The following is an 18,181-nucleotide window of genomic DNA, read 5'->3' as shown; positions in this document are numbered from 1 at the left end:
CTAACCTCAAGTTACCGCAATACTCAGAATTTTTAAACCAGAGGCACTATAAACACGCACCCCTTATGTAAAGGCTTTCTTTATTACGGAGTAATTTTCTTTAAATACCCTTCTAACTGTTCTTTCGTTTGTTCCCCTATAATTTGCTCCACTACTTTTCCATCTTTATCAATCAAAAAGCTTGTCGGTAAAGGACCTACTCCATATGTTCCTATAATCTTTTGTCCTTTATCAATGGCAACTGGGAATTTCAAACCATATTGGTTCACAAAGTTCTTTACTGCAATATCCGTTTCATCTGCATCTAACGCTATGATTTCAACGCCTTTTTCTTTATACTTTGGATATAATTCATTCATATAAGGCATTTCTTTTTCACAAGGTTTACACCACGTGCCCCAAAAGTTTAAAAATACACCTTTTCCCTTTAAATCTTTTAGTTCAATTTTCTTTCCTTCTAAATCCGTCACAATAAAGTTAGGTGCTTCTTTTCCGATTTGCATTTTCTCTTTATTAGCAAAGAATCCTTGATAAAGGGTAAATCCTACAGCACCACATAAAATGAGTAGAATAATAACGCGAAATAATAAGCGATTTTTCTTCATATTACCTCTCCTCTCCTCGGTAAATGTTGTATTGAATAAATCACCAGCAGAGCACTCCACTGGTGAATTTTTAACTCTATAGCTTATCTTGGCTTTGTAGAAGCAAGCGCGCGTAATTGTTTCACCTCATGTGGTGTCAATTCTCTCGCATCACCAGGTCGCAGGCTTCCTACTTCTAAGAAAGCATAACGTTCACGTTTTAATTTCACTACTTTACAGTCTAACGCTTCAAACATACGACGTACTTGACGATTACGTCCTTCATGAATTGTTAATTGTACAATAGCCATCTCTTTACGCTTGTCCCAAGAAATAATTTTCACACGTGCTGGTGCTGTTTTACCGTCTTCTAACGTAACACCGCGTTCTAACATGCGAATTTTCTCACCTGTTAATGGCCCTTTTATTTTTGCAACATATGTTTTTTCAACTTTATATCTAGGATGCATTAATACGTTTGCGAAGTCCCCATCGTTTGTCATTAATAATACGCCAGACGTATCATAATCTAAGCGTCCGATTGGGAATAAACGTTGTGTAATTTCCGGGAAAAAGTCCGTTACAACACTTCTTCCTTTATCGTCTGATACACTTGAAATTACGCCAGTTGGTTTATATAGTAAAAAATAAACAGGTTCTTCTTTTTCAAGAGGGATATTATTTACTTCTACTTTATCTTGAGGAGTTACTTTTGTCCCTAACTCTTTCACTATTTTTCCATTAACTTTCACTTTTCCTTGCTGAATTAATTCCTCAGCCTTTCTTCTCGATGCAATACCTGCTTGCGCAATCACTTTTTGTAATCGTTCCATTTCTTTTTTTCACCTCGAATTTATCTTACCTTACATTAGAAAGACTTGGCAACCGCATACGCTTTACGGCTATTCGCTTCATCTTACTTAAACAACATAGCGATGATAATAAACATATAAAGGTCAAATCATGTTTTTACCCTTTATTATTGTCCATATTTTTCATATTTCTCACAATAAAAGTTCATCATTTTGTCAAAAATACCACATAAAAAAACCACTATTAAGCTACACCTTAATAGTGGTCGTATACGTATTATAAGCGAAATAGCGTAAAAAATGAATAGTATTACTGAAACAATAAAGAAACGAACACAATTGAGCATATAATCCCGATTAAATCTGCAAAAAGTCCTACTTTTAGTGCATCCCCCATTTTTCTAATCCCAACCGCTCCAAAATATACAGTTAAAATATAGAAAGTCGTATCTGTGCTCCCTTGCATCGTAGAAGCCAATCGCCCAATAAACGAATCTGGTCCATATGTGGCAATTAAATCGGTCGTAATACTTAAACCAGCAGAGCCTGAAATAGGGCGTATAAGTGCTAAGGGTACAATTTCTGCTGGAACATGGATCAAATCTAACATTGGCTTCATTACCGATATCATTGCATCTAACGCACCTGAAGACCGGAATATAGAAATAGACACAAGCATTCCAACCATAAACGGTAAGATGGAAATTGCAATTTGAATCCCTTCTTTTCCCCCCTCAACGAACGATTCATACGTCGGCACTTTCTTTATTGTGCCATATAAAAGGATAAAACCAATTACACAAGGGATTACCCATAAGGAAATTGTATTTACAATGCTCATTTTTTCCGCCCCTTTCTACTCCTTCTTCGGTAAAAATAGCGGTCAATCCAAATTGCCCCAATCATAGAAAGTACTTGTGCAATAAATGTTACCCCAACAATTTCAGTAGGATTCGCTGATTCATACGTCATTCGAATGGAAATGACTGTCGTAGGAATTAATGTAATAGCTGATGTATTTAATGCTAGAAACGTCACCATAGAACGGCTCGCCGAATCCTTTCCTCCATTTAACTCTTTCAGTTGTTCCATCGCTTTAATACCAAGAGGGGTCGCTGCATTACCTAGACCAAAAAAGTTTGCCATCATATTTGATAGAATAAATCCCATAGACGGATGATCCTTTGGTATTTCTGGAAACAACCTTTTTACTATCGGCATAAAAAGTGTAACTAATTTTTTTAACAATCCGGCTTCCTCTGCAATTTTCATTAAACCGAGCCAAAATACTAAAACACTAATAAGTCCTATACAAATCGTTACCGCATCTTTTGCTCCGTCAAATACAGCTTTATTCACTTCTTCCATCGTTCCATTTATCATGGCGTATACAATCCCAATGACAGCCATCGCTACCCATACGAGATTAACCATCGTTCCCAACACCTATCATGTAAGAAAAAATTTCTTTCACATTATTCCAGTAAAGTCCCGTTGTAGCTACTAACTTTCGTTTACTATAAAATAAATTCCGTTCTCCAACTTTTTCATTACCAACATAAATGTCTGTCTTCCCAACCTTTACTCCATCCGTAAGTTTTGTACTTTTATCGAGTTCAACTTTTAATACTACGTTCTTTTTTTCTTCTTCAGTTAACGGTACCGAAAAACTATTTTTCGTATAAACATGGTTGGCATACTTCTTTTCATTTATTTCAGCAATTGCTCCTTGTCCTAAAACTTTCGTTTGTTTGAAACGGTCAAAACCTTTATCAAACAAATTCATATGATCATCCCAATCACTTGAGGCACTCAAAGTTACGACAATTAAATCTAGTCCACCTTTTGATGCCGTTGTCACAAGCGTTCGCCCAGCTTTCTTCGTAAAGCCTGTTTTTCCTCCTGTTGCAAATTCATAATAAGACGTTACCAGCTTATGTTTATTTTTCCACGGGTAATCCCAAGAATCTGATTTATATGTCTTGGTTCCAAAGATTTTCTTAAATGTCTCGTTTCCCATTGCATATTTCGTTAATAATGCCATATCGTAAGCCGACGAATAATGTGATCCATCTCCATCTAAGCCATGAGGGTTTGAGAAGTGCGTATCTTTCATTCCAATTTCTTTCGCTTTTTGATTCATTAAATATACGAATCCATCTATACTCCCGCCCACGCTTTCAGCAATTACTTGCGCTGCGTCATTACCAGATCTAAGCATGAGTCCGTATACTAAATCTTCTAACTTCACTTTTTGTCCAGGCTTTAAATAGATTGCCGATCCTTCCACCCTCACCGCTTCATTACTAACTGATACCATTTCTTTCATCTTCCCTGATTCAGCAGCTAACAAGGCGGTCATAATTTTTGTTATACTGGCAATTTTTTGAGGCTCATGTTCTGCCTTTCCGTATAATACACGACCAGACTGTTGCTCCATTAATACAGCATTTCGAGCACTAACATTGCTGTTCATCTTTGCATATGTAGGAATCGGCATAACGCTTGCATACATCATAAGAAGCGTAATGATTACACAAATTCGTCTCATATTTCCCCCCACGTCCTTTTGGCACTTTTTGTACAAGTGTATGCTTGGCCTTTTAAAATATGAACGAAATCTTCCTTCTACTTCCATTAAAAAAGACGCAGAGAATTTGCGTCTAATATGGTGTCCATTCAATTTGTTTCGCAGTTTCAAACCTTTTTTCTACATCAGGCCAATTTACAACATTCCACCAGTTTTTAATATATTCATCTTTTCGATTTTGGTATTGTAAATAATACGCATGTTCCCAGACATCTAGTACAAGGAGCGGTATCGTATCCCATTGTGTAAATAATTGATGAAGTGTACTTTGCAAAATTTCTAACCTTCCAGATCGGGGTACCCAAACGAGAATTGCCCAGCCTGAACCTTCTACTTTAGAGGCTGCTTCTGTAAAATGTTTTTGGAAACGTAAAAAGCTCCCAAAATCTTGTTCAATTTGTTGTGAAAAAGTTCCTCTTGGACTTCCACCACCGTCTTTTTTCATGTTATTCCAAAATATCGTGTGTAAGTAATGACCTGACCCATGAAAAGCCGCTTCCCTTTCCCAATGCTTAATTAAATCAAATTTATTTGTTTTTCTCGCTTCTTCCATCATCTTCTCTGCTTTATTTAATCCTTCCACGTAACTCCGATGATGTTTATCATGATGTAACATCATAATTTCTTTAGAAATATACGGTTCTAACGCATTATATGGATAAGGTAATGGTGGGAGTGTATGTCCTCCAATTGGGACAGCTCGTTCACTATCCCCTCTTTCATATAATTCATATTCCTCTTCTTCTTGCATAAATACTTCCTGCAAGTGATGCTGAATATGTTCTACATCATCGCTTATTTCATACATAAACTCTGCATCTGTTTCATACTCATGCTCTTTCATACGCTCTAATAACGTCTGAATTTTATAAGCAAGCATATGGACATCATACACTTCCATTGCGCGACTATCTAATACGTGAAGAACACTTTCACACCAATTTTCTACTTCATGAAAGTAATCTGTAAATACACCTTGCTGATTCATGTTGCACCTCCCTAATGCTATCCACTTAACTATATTCAATGAAAATCCCTTATATAACTGTACAAAAGGAAAAGAAGCTAAGTCACCTTAGCTTCTTTTCCTCAATCAATATTTGTGTAACATCTTTGTCTGATAATCCGTCTCATAATATTCTAGTTCTTCACGCATCAATTGAAATTTACCTTCTAAACTCTTCATCACTTGCTCTAAAGATGCAGGTGGTGTTTGTTGAAAAACGATAGAATTTTTCCCTGTATATGCAGACCGACTATTTTCATACCAATGATCACTCTTCGGTGAAAAAAACTCTGCAATTACTTGATGGTAAATTTTATATAAAATTTTTTCAGCTGCTGTTTTTCGAAATGGCTGACTATTCAACAAAACAAAACATGCATCCTGTCCTTCTTCGCAAAAAACGAGAAGTCGTCTCATTGATGCTAATAACCCTTTATAATATCGCTCATTCCCTGCTGGTGTTTCCTCTAATAAAGAAGTTAACGTATGATAATTTACATAATTGGTTATCAAATTAATAGCATCTTCTAAAAATATAGAAACTTGTTCTGTTTGATTTTCAACCATCAAATTAGACATTTTTTCTCTCTCCTTTGCCATTTCACGCTATTTCTACTCTTTTATTTTTATGTAATTCAGCCAATATTTCTTGTACTTTCGACACCGTTCCCTCATCAAAATATTGTTGAAATTCTTCCATATTATTTAAATACAAACGTTTTTGCGCACGAAGCTCCTTATCTTTCATTAAACAACATATCGCTACAATATCGCGCAAATATATGTTTTGTTCTTCTACTTTATACACTGGATTTCCTTCAAAAGGAGTAATTTCTTGTAAAACTTCTTCAAAATATCGAACATATAAAACCGAAAAAGTTTTCTCTTTACCATTTAATATATATGTCACTTCAGATCTGTTAAAAAAATCTTCTGATGTATTAGGTTTCTCTTTTTCTAACTCATATCCTACGTAACCTTTTATAATCATATACTCCCCCTCACCCTTCTTTCACCTTATTCTAACTTAATTTTCTGATAAACGAAATATTCTTTTAAATATACCTATATAAAAAATAGCTCCCCTATACAGGAAATTACCTTTTTATTTTTCTTGAAGTTTGTCATAATAATATTATTGTCTCAGTTTTCTTATACAAGGAGAGTTGTATTTATGTCGTTTTCATGGAAACGTTTCTTACAAATCGGGAAAATTATCTTCCCATTTGTTGTATTAACAATTGTATTCTTTCAAGCAAAAAAAGAATTAGCGGGCATTTCTTTTTTAGAAGCGATTGATACAATTAAAAACATTCCAACTGGAGGAGTCTTTTTAGCAATTACACTTGGTGCATTCGCTGTATCAACAATGTTCTTTTATGACTATGTTATGCTTCGTTACTTAAAAGCTGATATCCCTGTCCAAAAGATTTTCCGTATCTCGTGGATTGCTAATACTTTAAATGGATTTATCGGGTTTGGTGGTCTTGTTGGAGCCGGCGTACGCACAATGCTTTATCGTCCATATATAAAAGAAAATGGAAAACTTATTAAAAGTATCGCTTGGATGACAACTGCCTTTATTAATGGATTAGCCATCCTTTCATTTCTTGGTCTTATCGGAATATTAGACACGAGATTTATTTTGCATGAAAAACCATGGCTATGGCCTGTTCTTATCTTCTTCGCTCTTTTCGTCCCTATATATATCGGATTTTCTAAATTAAAAAATAGAAAAGCGACGCAAACAGAGGAACAAGAAGAAGAGGAGAAAAACCCAACTGTTTTATACTCATTAGTTTCATTAGTCGAATGGGTATCTGCTGGTATTGTTATGTACGTCATATTACTATTATTTGGCATTGAAATCGAATTCCAAAAGTTTTTAGGCGTATATGTTATTGCTGCTTTAGCTGGTGTCGTTAGTCTTGTTCCTGGTGGCCTTGGATCATTTGATCTTGTCTTCTTAACTGGGCTTGGGCAATACGGCATCGATACAGGTGTTTTACTCCCTGCTATGTTATTATATCGTCTCGTCTATTACATCTTGCCCTTCTGCCTTGGTCTCATTTTTGCAGCTTTTGAAATGACAGGAGTAGCCATTAAAAAGTTTGAAGATAAACCTTTTATTGCGCCTGCATTAGAGACAACTGGTGTTATATGGACTTTGCAGCGTGACTTTCTAGGAAAGTTAGGTTCTTGGGCATCTGCTGCTTTAACAGTATTTGCTGGCTTAATGGTTATTTTATCAACCATTCTACCGACAAGTATAAATCGGGCACACGCCTTACATATTCTAGCTCCAAAACATCTTATTCAATTTTCTTTTAGCTTATCGCTAACATTCGGTATTCTCCTCCTCATTCTTTCGCGGGGGATATATTACGGAACAAAACGTTCTTATTATATGACGATTGTTTCTTTAATTGGAGCGGCTATTTTTAACACACTAAAAGGAATTGATGTTGAAGAAACTTTTATTTTATTAATCGTACTCGCTGTATTGTATATGCTTCGTAAAAGGTTTGTACGTGAGAAAATGGAAGTCTCACTTTCCGATATCGTAAAAGTTTTTATATTCCTACTTGTAACGTTATATTTATATAAAAACTTAGGTATTTTATTTGCAGGTGCAAAAGAAGCTTTCAAACCTGATTTTGTCGTTCGTAATATTACACAAGTAAAACGAAGTGCATTAGCAGCTGCCTTTTTTGTTCCTACTTTTTTACTAATTGGTTCACTCATTGCAAATCGTTATCGAAATGAATTTCCCGGGCAACCAGCTAATGATAAACGATTACAAAACTTCTTAGATGAACATGGTGGAAATGTACTTAGTCATTTAGGTTTTTTAGGAGATAAACAGTTCTTTTTCAGTAGTGATGGAAAAGCACTCATTCTCTTCTCAATAACTGGAAAACGACTTATTGTACTGGGTGATCCAATTGGGGCCCCTTCCTCCTATCGTACTGTATTGCAAGAGTTTTTAGCTGAGGCTGATCGATTTGGATACATTTGTGTATTCTATCAAATTGAAAGTAAATGGATGAGTTTATACCACGATTTTGGTTATAACTTCTTTAAGCTTGGTGAAGAAGCTGTTGTTGATTTAAATACCTTTACAATAACAGGAAAGAAACGCGCTGGCATGCGAGCTACTTTCAACCGTTTTGAAAGAGAAGGCTATACATTCTCTATTCATGAGCCACCTTTCTCCGACGAATTATATGAAGAGTTAAGAAAAGTTTCAGATGCATGGCTTGGTGGAAAAAAAGAGAAAGGTTTTTCACTCGGATACTTCGATCGTGAATATATTAGTCGCGCTCCTATCGCAACATTATCTGATGCGGATGGAAAAATTATTGCATTCACAACATTCATGCCCGTATATCAAAACGGATCATTATCTGTCGATTTAATGCGATATTATCCAGATGCGCCTAGCGGCATTATGGACGCAATTTTCATCCACTTATTCCAGTGGGCAAAAGAAAATGAATACCACTCCTTTAATATCGGTATGGCACCACTTTCAAATGTTGGTTTATCCACACAGTCTTTCTGGTCTGAACGAGTGGCTGCTGCAATCTTTAATAACGTTCGTTATACGTATAGTTTCAGCGGATTACGACATTTTAAAGAAAAATATAAACCAGCATGGAGCGGTAAATATTTAGCATTTAGGAAGAATCATTCTTTACCAATTACAATGCTCTCTGTAACAAAATTAATAGGAAAAAGAAAAAACAGCTAAATTCTTAGCTGTTTTTTCTTTTTTGAACTTGTACAATAAATTCTTTTTCATACTTCTTACCATTTATATAGAAATTCCCCCACATTTTATACGTGCCCTCGGCAGGAAATGTAATTCGGTATTGTAATTGCTCATCCGTATCTACAGGCATAGCGTATAAAAAATTCTCCTTCGTTTCATCCACTATATAGAGTGACTCTACTTCTCCTCTCTCTGAATGCAATTTCAATTTTTCACCCTTTTTCGCTTGAAACTGAAATGTTAACGTAACTGGTTCATTCGGATGTAATGCGCCAAATAAAAGAGAAACTTCATACTCTCCTATTTTTTTTGTAAGTACACTGTCGATTGGAAATTTCACTTTTTTCTTATTGTTCTCCTCTTTCGTTCTACCAAAATTCTTCCTAGCGAATGACTCTACGGACTTATTTTTGTCTTCGTATAAAAATATTGTATATTCTTCGTCTTTCGCTATTTTGGAAGATAACTTATATGACCCGTTCCCTGCAAATGTGGGTTTAATTTGTTGTATGTTTTTTAACTGTCCATCTACAATCACTGCCCGCATTTGATCATTTACACCACGAATTTCATTATTCTTGTTGTTTAACAACTGAAATACAATATCTACTTTCTCATTTCCCTTTCCATTTGAAACATCCCACTTTACTTCCTGAACATCTCCTACAGTCTCTTCGTTTTCTTGATATTTTTTTATGTAAAATCCTCCTGCCACAATAAGTACTAACGCAATAAGCCCAATGACAAGATTTTTCAAAACATCACCTACCATTTTTATTGTCTCTATTCATACAAAACTTCTTAAGATATATATTCTAGATTATGATTTATGAAATCCTCCTATTTTGCACATATTACAAATAATAAAAAGATTTTAATTGAAAGGATTCGTAGTGTATAATGCAAATGATATTGATTTCTATCAATACATTATAAGGAGGACTTTTTTATGAGTGTACATATCGAAGCAAAACAAGGCGAAATCGCTGAATCTATTCTATTACCTGGTGATCCATTACGTGCAAAATATATCGCTGAAACATTTCTAGAGGACGTTACTTGCTATAATAATGTGCGTGGTATGTTAGGTTTCACTGGAACTTATAAAGGAAAACGTGTATCTGTTCAAGGTACAGGTATGGGTGTTCCTTCTATTTCTATTTATGTAAACGAATTAATCCAAAGCTACGGAGTTAAAAATTTAATTCGCGTTGGAACTTGCGGTGCAATTCAAAAAGATGTAAAAGTTCGTGATGTTATTATCGCAATGACGGCTTGTACTGATTCTAATATGAACCGTTTAACATTCCCAGGATTTGATTTTGCACCAGCTGCAAACTTTGACCTTTTAAAGAAAGCTTATGATGCTGGAACTGAAAAAGGATTACACGTTCGTGTCGGTAACGTTTTAACAGCAGATGTGTTTTATCGTGAAAGCATGGACATAGTTAAAAAACTTGGAGATTACGGTGTATTAGCAGTAGAAATGGAAACAACTGCTCTTTACACATTAGCAGCGAAATACGGTGTAAATGCATTATCTGTATTAACAGTTAGCGATCACATCTTCACTGGCGAAGAAACAACATCTGAAGAGCGTCAAACTACATTTAACGAAATGATTGAAATCGCTTTAGATGCAGCAATTCAACAATAATACACTAAAGAACTTGTCATACGTCTGGCGAGTTCTTTTTATGTGACTTTTTATAAATAACTACTTTATAAAGAGACAGATTTCTCCCCTCTACTTTCTTGTAACGTTTGTTATAATGAAGTGAAACTTTAATCAGTGGAGGTTTTTTCCATCCCCCACTGATTATTAGTTGAACCAATCGGATTTAACGGGATAAAGAAATCATTTACAGTATTTCTCATAAGAGGTGACGCAGTGAAAAACAGAAGTATTGTCTTTAAACTATTTTTATTAACATCCACTTTATTTACAATCATATTCCTACTTTTTTTCCTAGGACAATCTCTATTTTTAGAGAAATTTTATATTAATAAGAAAGTAAAAACAGTCCAAACTGCTTTTGAAAAATTCGTAGATAATTATGATAAAAGTGATAAAAGTTATGAGCAGGTTAGAAAACTAAAACAAGAATTTCATGATAAAACAAATGCCGATATGCAGTTTTTGGATTCTAACGGTATTATTAAAAGTGATAACAATTACTATATCGATGTATTTAATCCCAACAATAATAAACAGTATTCCATTCCACTCAACAATCTTTTAACACCAGAAGAATATAATAAATTCGAAAATTTAGGTTTAAAAAAAGATGTAATAATCAATGTTGATGGAGTCGTACAAGAGAATAATATAATCACACCACAAAAATTAGGAACGAATTATAATCAATGGCAGAACGAACATTTCTATTCGGATTTTCAGTCAATTAATGGTAACCCTTCTAAGAACAGACTTGCAAGCCGATACAAATCTACAACTCGAATCGTCTTTACAGGTGTTATAACTAAGTTACAGCTCCCATCCAAAGCGGAGGTTCGTCTTGCAAATGATATTGAAACATTACAAGCCGTTCAATATTTTGCAGATATGATTAGAGAGGGAACTTCTAACTCGAACCAATTAAGTACTTTCATATTAGATGGCGGAGAAAATATAAAAAATAGTATCTTTGTAAAACCGATTATAGAAAATGGAAGGATTACAGAATACGCTTTTGCGATAGCATCTTTGCAGCCTGTTAATGAAGCGATGCTCGTTTTAAAAGATTATTATGTCTATGCCTTAATCATCGTGTTTCTCGTAATTATTTTGTTATCCTTCTACTACTCAAAAATCATTGTTAAGCCATTAATTAAAATAAATCGTGTTACAAAAAAAATGGCTAATTTTGATTTCAGCGAAAAATTACCTGTTACAGCTGACGATGAAATTGGCGGGCTTTCTGGCAGTATCAATACATTATCTGTAAATTTAAAAGATCGAATCGATCGATTAAATGTTGCTAATACAAAGTTACAACAAGATATTGAACGTGAACGTCAATTAGAAAAAACAAGAAAAGAATTCATTTCTGGCGTATCACACGAATTAAAAACACCGCTAAGTGTAATTAGAAGTTTTGCAGAAGGAATTAAAGATGGTGTTAGTAAGGATACTTCGTATTATACTGATGTTATTTTAGAAGAAACAGAAAATATGAACAGGCTGATTGTTGAAATGTTAGAATTAGCAAAGTTGGAATCTGGTACTTACAAACTAGATATGACGACGTTCTCAATCGGTGAATTAACGCAACAAGTCTACACAAAATTATTATTTAGCATGGAAGAAAAACATTTACAAGTGAACATCGATGCAGACCCTTCTATACTTGTTAAAGCAAATCGCAGTCGCATTGAGCAAGTAGTTGTGAACTTACTAAGTAATGCAATCCGTTATACGCCAGAGGGAGAAAAAATACAAGTCTCCATTATAGAAGCAGAAGATACCGTAAAAGTCGAAATCGAGAATACAGGAAACCCTATCCCTGAAGAAAGTCTTGAAAAAATTTGGGATCGCTTCTATCGTCTAGATGCATCACGTAGCCGTCACACTGGAGGTACCGGTCTCGGATTATCTATTGTAAAAAACATTTTAGACCTCCATCATGCCGAATACGGTGTGTATAATACGACTAACAGTGTTGTATTCTATTTCAATTTACAAAAAGTAAAAGAAGTCAAATAATTTGTCTTAATTTCACTAGGAGTTCACATGAAATTCACACTCTCCCTTTATAGTAAGAAACAAGTTAATCCTTTCCTTTACACATATAAAAGAGGAGAGTGCGTGAAATGAAACAAGCAGGACAACCTATTCAAAATGAAAAACAATTAGAAACTATCAAAAATATACTTTTACAATCTTCGAAACGTGATGGCTTATTATTCGTATTAGCTGTAAATTCTGGCTTAAAAGTAAGTGAAATCTTACAATTAAAAGTTAGTGATGTAATCGATGAAAATGAAAATGTTCGCCATTCCATTTTATTTTACAATGAAAAAGTGAAGAAACATAAATGGTTTGCTGTAAATGAAGACTTACAGCACGCAATCGAAGACTACATGAAAGAACGTAAAACTTGGAAACGTAATGAACCATTGTTAAAATCTCAAAAAGGAACAAAATCTATTACGAGACAACATGCATGGTACATTTTAAACAAAGCTGCAAAAGAAGTTGGATTAGAAGGGATTAGCTCACATACACTTCGAAAAACTTGGGGTTATTGTGCATACAAATCAGGTGTTGATATTGCATTTTTACAACACTTCTTTGATCACAGTACTCCATCAAAAACTTTAAAGTATATCGGTATTGCTTAATAACTCTTATACATAAAAAAGGTTACCATTTGAAAATTTGGTAACCTTTTTTATATTTCATATTCTCTTTTCTTGTCTCTCCTATACTGTAGTGGTACTCTAATAATAAGGGGGAGAAATTATGAACACACTTACAATTGAATTACCAAAAGAAACGGCTGAAAAACTTGATTTATTAAAACAAGCTTATGAAAAGAAAACAGGTGCTTCTATCTCTGAGAGCACTCTCGTTCAAACACTTATCTCAAAAGAATTTATCCAAGCGATAACTCCTTTTGATTTACAACAATTCGTCAATGGAAAAGAACAGCATTAATGCTGTTCTTTTTTTATCTCTATTTAAAATATACAAAGTTTTTTATATATTTTTAGAAAAACCATTGACAATGATAATGATAACCATTATCATTTATTATGAAGCCAACAATTGATGAATCAACCAAACGCTCAGTAACATTGTTACCCCTCTTTTTCATATAGAAAGGCACTGTACATTCCCCCTGTTTGTACAGTGCCTTTCTTGTTTATTATCATTCAAAAAAATTTAATTGCTCCGGCTTCGGCTCACCATATGTAATGTTCATCATTTTCATAAGCTGTTTCGCATTATCTGCTGCATCCCCACCTGAATTGTTGTTAAACAGTACGTATATATCCTTTGTTTTCTTTTTTAATTGCTCTAATCGTTCAACCCATTCTTCCAGTTCTTTATTGTTGTAGCGATATAAACAGCGAACCGCTCTCCAGTTTTCCCCTTTATCAAGCCAACCATGAACATTTCGACCGTGAAAACGTATTAATGCCATGTCTGAATTCGTAACCTCTAACACGAGTGGCACAGAACCTATCCCAGCCTGTGGTTCATCACAAATTGTATGAATCCATTTCTCTTGTTCTAGAAACTGTAACGTCTTATCTCTCATTTCTGGATAAAACCATGTTTGATTTCGAAATTCTATTGCACATGGTAAACCTTCCATTTTTTCTTTCGTATATCGAAGCAAATCTACATTTTTCTTTTTACAATCAAACCATGGTGGATATTGAAATAAAATCGTTTTTAATTTACCAGCTTCAATTAAAGGAAGAATAGATTGTTTATATAGATCAAACATCTCATCGAACGTAGAAAAAGGAATTTCACCTTTCATATGTCCTGTCATTCCTTGATATGCTTTTACGATAAAAGAAAAATCTTTCGGTGTTTCCATTGCCCATTTTGTATAGTTTCGTGCAGGTTGCATCGCATAAAATGAGCTATCCACTTCTACTATAGGAAAATACTCGCTGTATGTTCGTAATTTATTTCTATTTTCATAGGGATTTATGTATAAAGAATCATGATCTCCCCATCCTGTCACTCCAATAAACAGCACATATACCCCTCCCTTTTTAACTTCATCTTCTATTCACTTTCCAAACACTTTGCATCATGTAGCCTTTTCTTTAAGAGTATCCTTATAAAAATATGATATACTATATGGAAGAATTTTTAAAATGAGGGGTTATTTATTTATGCTTCCAAACGATGCTACTGTATCTCATGAAAAACGAATTGAAGAACTAGAAAATAAAGTACGTTTTTATGAAGAACTTGTGAATCAATTACCACATCATTTCACATACAAAAATCCACATATTGGTTTACGAATAAAGAAAACTAGAACAACCCATTCCATTCAAGAAATACCAAAAGAGAATAAAGAGGCTCATTTTCAACTTACTTGTGATTCATTATTTTTATTTGAACAACTCGAAAAACACTTTGTACATATTTTTGATGCCTTTTCACATCATGTAACTTTTGTCGATAATAAAGGGAATATTACTTTATGTAATCAAGTTGCTGCAGATGATTTCGGTGTAATACGAAATGATATTATCGGAAAACCGATTCAACAATTACTAAACTTGCCGGAAGAAAAAATTAAAGCGATTGAAACATTAAGAACGGGAAAAGAAATATATAATGAAGAAGTTTTAGACAAAAACTATGGCATTATAAATAACCGAATTATTCGCGATTATAACGGGGAGATTTTTAGAGTTATTAGTGTCTTTCATTATTTAAATACAGAACGTGATGCAGAGAAGTTTTCGTTAGCAGGGCGAATCGCAGCTGGAATTGCACACGAAGTACGAAATCCTCTTACAACAGTACGAGGATACTTACAATTTTTACAAGAAAATGTTTCTCCATCTAATAAGGAACTATTTAAAAACTTACTTATTCCTGAATTAGATCGCGCAAATAGTATCATTACAAAATTTTTATCTATTTCAAAAACACGTGAATTTAAAAGAGAACCCTTTCCCATTAATACATTTTTACGTGAGTATATTCAACAGTTATTAGCTAGTGAAGTCTTTTTACATAACATTTCAATTGATTATAATTTTTCTACCGAATTAGATGATATATTAGTTCATATTGATCGTCATGAACTTGTACAAGTTTTTTTAAACTTATTCCAGAACGCTGTCGATGCTCAAAGCGAAAAAAAACTTTCTATACAAATCGCTAGTTACCGCCTTGATAATTTTGTCCGTATTACTTTCACTGATAATGGAACTGGTATTCCACGAGCCATTCAAGACTATATCTTTGATCCATTCTTCTCAACAAAAGATTCCGGTACAGGGCTCGGCTTGTCAGTAACGAAAAAAATCATTCAAAATCATAACGGTACATTAAAAATGACTAGTAATGAAAATGGTACAACTTTTACTATTTCAATTCCAATCTTACCTAAAACAGCCCTTGAAAGATTAAATCAATACAAATAAAATCCAATCCATGAACTGCATGCCAATTGTTAATTCTTCAACAATTGACATGCAGTTTTTTATGTTAAACTTTTCTTCTTTACATTATATAAAGCCTTCTATACCTTACTTACTTTTTGCTAAGTGGGCCAATTCCTTATTTTTTTTATAAATGGTAGTTTGTCCATTACGAATTTAGTATAAATTTCATTTTAATATATAGTAATGACTATTGATTCTATGAAAGAAAGGAATGAAAAGATGAACAATAAAAATAAAGGAAAAGTATTTTATGGTAACGATTGTTGCGAAGTAAGAGCTTGTAGTCATATTAACATCTCTAAGTCCGAACTTACAGAATTCGTTAGACTTCTTCAAGCTCTTGGCCAAGCTATTCAAGCTGTCTTTCAAAACCCTTCTCAAAATAATATAGATAACTTGATCGCTGCCCTAAATAACTTACAAAAATTCCTCAATTGCTTAGATTTATCCCCAGCACAAAAACAAATTGGAAATTCTATTATTGCTAATTTATTAACTATTTTAAGAACAACACCTTTCTCATGCGGAGCATTATACGTTGAGCTACAAAGCTTGCTTAATTATTTATTGTATATCGCTAAGTTATTCAAAGTAGATTGTTGTACGATTGACAAACTAGTTAGACTCATAACAGAGATCCAAACTATCCTAGTTCAATACGGATCAGGTTGCCTTGGAGGCAGAGGAGCAACAGGTGCTACTGGTGCTACTGGACCTCAAGGACCTCAAGGACCTCAAGGTGCTCAGGGACCAGCGGGCGCTCAAGGTGCTACTGGACCTCAAGGGCCTCAAGGTATTCAAGGACCAGCGGGTGCTACTGGCGCTACTGGCGCTACGGGTGCTCAAGGTGCTCAAGGACCAGCAGGTGCTACTGGCGCTACGGGTGCTCAAGGTGGTCAAGGGCCAGCGGGTGCTACTGGAGCTACGGGTGCTCATGGAGCTGCTGGTGCTTCTGGCGCTACGGGTGCTAATGGTGCTCAAGGTGCTCAAGGACCAGCAGGTGCTACTGGCGCTACGGGTGCTCAAGGTGCTCAAGGACCAGCAGGTGCTACTGGACCTCAAGGGCCTCAAGGTATTCAAGGACCAGCAGGTGCTACTGGCGCTACGGGACCAGCGGGTACGCCAATTCCTGTAACGATCGCAGCAATCGGAAACTCCAATGCTCAAACAATATCCCCTGGAACAAACATCCAATTTAATCAAATTTTCGAAATAAATAACATTAATTTTAATGACACTGCAGATACTTTAACAATTTTAGAAACAGGCGTATATGATATTAGTTTCTCAGCGTCTACAACTTTCCCAGGCTCTTCACCGTTTGGATTCGGTATTTCATTCAACGGCCAACCACCTACTCGTAATTTCTCAACTAACGTTATCGGTAGTGCTGTATCGTTCTCTACAATCGTTACTTTACAAGCTGGTACAACAATTTCTGTACAACCTACAGCAAACACTATTTCTATTCCTAACACGGGCGATACAACTGCAACACTATCTGTATTCCGAATTTACTAATTTTCGCTTGAAAAGTATATTTATAATAATATGTATCGTTTAACCGTGCATTAAATCTCTCTTTATATAGAAAGGAGCACTTATTTGGGAGGATAAGTGCTCCTTCTTTACGTTTCTTTACCTCAAATTTACTCTATCTTAATCCTCATTTTGTATGATAAATAGTGAAGTCAAAGATATGAAAGAGGGATGAAAATGAGAGTTATGTCACTAATACGCATTTGGTTTGCACTTATGGTATGCATTATTTTATGTGTAGGATTTTTTTTAACTCTAAAATATTCCACTATATCAAAAGCAGAGAGAAAAACTGTTCCATACAAACTTTTGTATACAAAACAAAGCAACATCCCTTATTCCAATGCAACAAATAATGAAAAAAAAGTTATAAAAGGAATGCTTATTACGAAAGCTTCTAGTTCCGAGGCGTTACTCCAAATTGCTGAAACGATTAAAGATCAGTATACAAATAAAAAAATCGATGAAATTACACTTTCTATCCACAATGAAAATAATGGTAATTACGAAGAAGAATTGCCTTACGAACCTATTAGTAAAGGCAAAATAATCGTCACATACGATTCCGAATCCTTTGGCAGTACGAATATTGTACTTAATGAGTAATATCATGTATCTCAACGGATATGGATTAATAGCTAATTAAGATAGACAAAAATCTCTACCGATTAAAATTTTATTTTGTTTTCATACAAAAAAAGAGGCGAATTTTTTTATTCGCCT

Annotated in this window: 18 protein-coding genes; 8 read left to right on the top strand and 10 right to left on the bottom strand. The window is 34.6% G+C overall.

Features of this window, described 5'->3' with window-relative positions:
* Positions 1–83: 83 nt before the first annotated feature.
* From resA to MR136_RS15980, 8 genes are all read right to left on the bottom strand, one after another.
* Positions 84–605, bottom strand: coding sequence for a thiol-disulfide oxidoreductase ResA (resA, locus tag MR136_RS16015; RefSeq protein WP_000742192.1), 522 nt, complete (start codon positions 603–605; stop codon positions 84–86).
* 83 nt (positions 606–688) lie between these two features.
* Positions 689–1,417: a 23S rRNA pseudouridine(2605) synthase RluB gene (rluB, locus tag MR136_RS16010; RefSeq protein ID WP_000440556.1), complete on the bottom strand. Its 729-nt coding sequence runs from the start codon at positions 1,415–1,417 to the stop codon at positions 689–691.
* 289 nt (positions 1,418–1,706) lie between these two features.
* Complete coding sequence (spmB, locus tag MR136_RS16005; RefSeq protein ID WP_000029514.1) at positions 1,707–2,237, bottom strand: spore maturation protein SpmB; 531 nt, start codon at positions 2,235–2,237, stop codon at positions 1,707–1,709.
* Positions 2,234–2,830: a spore maturation protein SpmA gene (spmA, locus tag MR136_RS16000; protein ID WP_000247811.1), complete on the bottom strand. Its 597-nt coding sequence runs from the start codon at positions 2,828–2,830 to the stop codon at positions 2,234–2,236. The genes spmB and spmA overlap by 4 nt, the downstream gene beginning before the upstream one ends.
* Complete coding sequence (dacB, locus tag MR136_RS15995; protein ID WP_001252638.1) at positions 2,823–3,947, bottom strand: D-alanyl-D-alanine carboxypeptidase DacB; 1,125 nt, start codon at positions 3,945–3,947, stop codon at positions 2,823–2,825. Before dacB ends, spmA begins: the two co-directional genes overlap by 8 nt.
* A 112-nt stretch (positions 3,948–4,059) precedes the next feature.
* Complete coding sequence (locus MR136_RS15990; RefSeq protein WP_001075741.1) at positions 4,060–4,974, bottom strand: superoxide dismutase; 915 nt, start codon at positions 4,972–4,974, stop codon at positions 4,060–4,062.
* A gap of 105 nt (positions 4,975–5,079) precedes the next feature.
* On the bottom strand, positions 5,080–5,571 hold the full coding sequence (locus MR136_RS15985; protein WP_017673022.1) for a YpuI family protein: 492 nt from the start codon (positions 5,569–5,571) through the stop codon (positions 5,080–5,082).
* A gap of 22 nt (positions 5,572–5,593) precedes the next feature.
* Positions 5,594–5,983, bottom strand: a complete 390-nt coding sequence (locus MR136_RS15980) for a hypothetical protein (RefSeq protein ID WP_000584367.1) — start codon at positions 5,981–5,983, stop codon at positions 5,594–5,596.
* A 183-nt stretch (positions 5,984–6,166) separates the two neighbouring features.
* On the opposite strand from MR136_RS15980, the gene mprF reads away from it, so the two are divergent.
* Complete coding sequence (gene mprF, locus MR136_RS15975; RefSeq protein WP_000010845.1) at positions 6,167–8,746, top strand: bifunctional lysylphosphatidylglycerol flippase/synthetase MprF; 2,580 nt, start codon at positions 6,167–6,169, stop codon at positions 8,744–8,746.
* Positions 8,747–8,750: 4 nt separating this feature from the next.
* Here mprF and MR136_RS15970 read toward each other — a convergent pair whose 3' ends face one another.
* Positions 8,751–9,539 carry a hypothetical protein gene (locus MR136_RS15970; protein WP_000232610.1) on the bottom strand — a complete coding sequence of 263 codons (789 nt, stop codon included), beginning with the start codon at positions 9,537–9,539 and terminating at the stop codon, positions 8,751–8,753.
* 177 nt (positions 9,540–9,716) lie between these two features.
* Between MR136_RS15970 and deoD the strand changes: the two genes are divergently transcribed.
* The 4 genes from deoD to MR136_RS15950 all read left to right on the top strand — a co-directional run bounded on the left by deoD (position 9,717) and on the right by MR136_RS15950 (position 13,427).
* Complete coding sequence (gene deoD, locus MR136_RS15965; protein WP_000110703.1) at positions 9,717–10,424, top strand: purine-nucleoside phosphorylase; 708 nt, start codon at positions 9,717–9,719, stop codon at positions 10,422–10,424.
* A gap of 234 nt (positions 10,425–10,658) precedes the next feature.
* On the top strand, positions 10,659–12,473 hold the full coding sequence (locus MR136_RS15960; protein ID WP_000797516.1) for a sensor histidine kinase: 1,815 nt from the start codon (positions 10,659–10,661) through the stop codon (positions 12,471–12,473).
* A 107-nt stretch (positions 12,474–12,580) separates the two neighbouring features.
* Positions 12,581–13,111: a tyrosine-type recombinase/integrase gene (locus MR136_RS15955; RefSeq protein WP_000806236.1), complete on the top strand. Its 531-nt coding sequence runs from the start codon at positions 12,581–12,583 to the stop codon at positions 13,109–13,111.
* A gap of 121 nt (positions 13,112–13,232) precedes the next feature.
* Positions 13,233–13,427 (top strand): DUF3924 domain-containing protein, encoded by a 195-nt coding sequence (locus MR136_RS15950; RefSeq protein WP_001094860.1) that lies wholly within the window; start codon positions 13,233–13,235, stop codon positions 13,425–13,427.
* Between the two features lie 214 nt (positions 13,428–13,641).
* Here MR136_RS15950 and MR136_RS15945 read toward each other — a convergent pair whose 3' ends face one another.
* A complete protein-coding gene (locus MR136_RS15945; RefSeq protein WP_000897358.1) occupies positions 13,642–14,487 on the bottom strand; it encodes a DUF72 domain-containing protein in 846 nt (281 codons plus the stop codon).
* A gap of 139 nt (positions 14,488–14,626) precedes the next feature.
* Here MR136_RS15945 and MR136_RS15940 point away from each other — a divergent pair, with 139 nt between their 5' ends.
* The 3 genes from MR136_RS15940 to MR136_RS15930 all read left to right on the top strand — a co-directional run bounded on the left by MR136_RS15940 (position 14,627) and on the right by MR136_RS15930 (position 18,064).
* On the top strand, positions 14,627–15,898 hold the full coding sequence (locus MR136_RS15940; protein ID WP_242259522.1) for an ATP-binding protein: 1,272 nt from the start codon (positions 14,627–14,629) through the stop codon (positions 15,896–15,898).
* A gap of 240 nt (positions 15,899–16,138) precedes the next feature.
* Positions 16,139–17,440, top strand: a complete 1,302-nt coding sequence (locus tag MR136_RS15935; RefSeq protein WP_242259521.1) for a Gly-Xaa-Xaa repeat protein — start codon at positions 16,139–16,141, stop codon at positions 17,438–17,440.
* A 195-nt stretch (positions 17,441–17,635) separates the two neighbouring features.
* Positions 17,636–18,064 (top strand): hypothetical protein, encoded by a 429-nt coding sequence (locus MR136_RS15930; RefSeq protein WP_001265569.1) that lies wholly within the window; start codon positions 17,636–17,638, stop codon positions 18,062–18,064.
* The last annotated feature ends 117 nt before the right edge of the window (positions 18,065–18,181 follow it).

This window comes from Bacillus cereus group sp. BfR-BA-01311, assembly GCF_022664295.1.
Taxonomy (GTDB): Bacteria; Bacillota; Bacilli; order Bacillales; family Bacillaceae_G; genus Bacillus_A; species Bacillus_A cereus.
This window is presented reverse-complemented; position numbering and strand designations above follow the sequence as displayed.

What these genes read in the sequence shown, in the direction of transcription:
- resA (WP_000742192.1), bottom strand. Translation starts at nt 605, where the DNA reads ATGAAGAAAAATCGCTTATTATTTCGCGTTATTATTCTACTCATTTTA.
- rluB (WP_000440556.1), bottom strand. Translation starts at nt 1,417, where the DNA reads ATGGAACGATTACAAAAAGTGATTGCGCAAGCAGGTATTGCATCGAGA.
- spmB (WP_000029514.1), bottom strand. Translation starts at nt 2,237, where the DNA reads ATGAGCATTGTAAATACAATTTCCTTATGGGTAATCCCTTGTGTAATT.
- spmA (WP_000247811.1), bottom strand. Translation starts at nt 2,830, where the DNA reads ATGGTTAATCTCGTATGGGTAGCGATGGCTGTCATTGGGATTGTATAC.
- dacB (WP_001252638.1), bottom strand. Translation starts at nt 3,947, where the DNA reads ATGAGACGAATTTGTGTAATCATTACGCTTCTTATGATGTATGCAAGC.
- MR136_RS15990 (WP_001075741.1), bottom strand. Translation starts at nt 4,974, where the DNA reads ATGAATCAGCAAGGTGTATTTACAGATTACTTTCATGAAGTAGAAAAT.
- MR136_RS15985 (WP_017673022.1), bottom strand. Translation starts at nt 5,571, where the DNA reads ATGTCTAATTTGATGGTTGAAAATCAAACAGAACAAGTTTCTATATTT.
- MR136_RS15980 (WP_000584367.1), bottom strand. Translation starts at nt 5,983, where the DNA reads ATGATTATAAAAGGTTACGTAGGATATGAGTTAGAAAAAGAGAAACCT.
- mprF (WP_000010845.1), top strand. Translation starts at nt 6,167, where the DNA reads ATGTCGTTTTCATGGAAACGTTTCTTACAAATCGGGAAAATTATCTTC.
- MR136_RS15970 (WP_000232610.1), bottom strand. Translation starts at nt 9,539, where the DNA reads ATGGTAGGTGATGTTTTGAAAAATCTTGTCATTGGGCTTATTGCGTTA.
- deoD (WP_000110703.1), top strand. Translation starts at nt 9,717, where the DNA reads ATGAGTGTACATATCGAAGCAAAACAAGGCGAAATCGCTGAATCTATT.
- MR136_RS15955 (WP_000806236.1), top strand. Translation starts at nt 12,581, where the DNA reads ATGAAACAAGCAGGACAACCTATTCAAAATGAAAAACAATTAGAAACT.
- MR136_RS15950 (WP_001094860.1), top strand. Translation starts at nt 13,233, where the DNA reads ATGAACACACTTACAATTGAATTACCAAAAGAAACGGCTGAAAAACTT.
- MR136_RS15940 (WP_242259522.1), top strand. Translation starts at nt 14,627, where the DNA reads ATGCTTCCAAACGATGCTACTGTATCTCATGAAAAACGAATTGAAGAA.
- MR136_RS15935 (WP_242259521.1), top strand. Translation starts at nt 16,139, where the DNA reads ATGAACAATAAAAATAAAGGAAAAGTATTTTATGGTAACGATTGTTGC.
- MR136_RS15930 (WP_001265569.1), top strand. Translation starts at nt 17,636, where the DNA reads ATGAGAGTTATGTCACTAATACGCATTTGGTTTGCACTTATGGTATGC.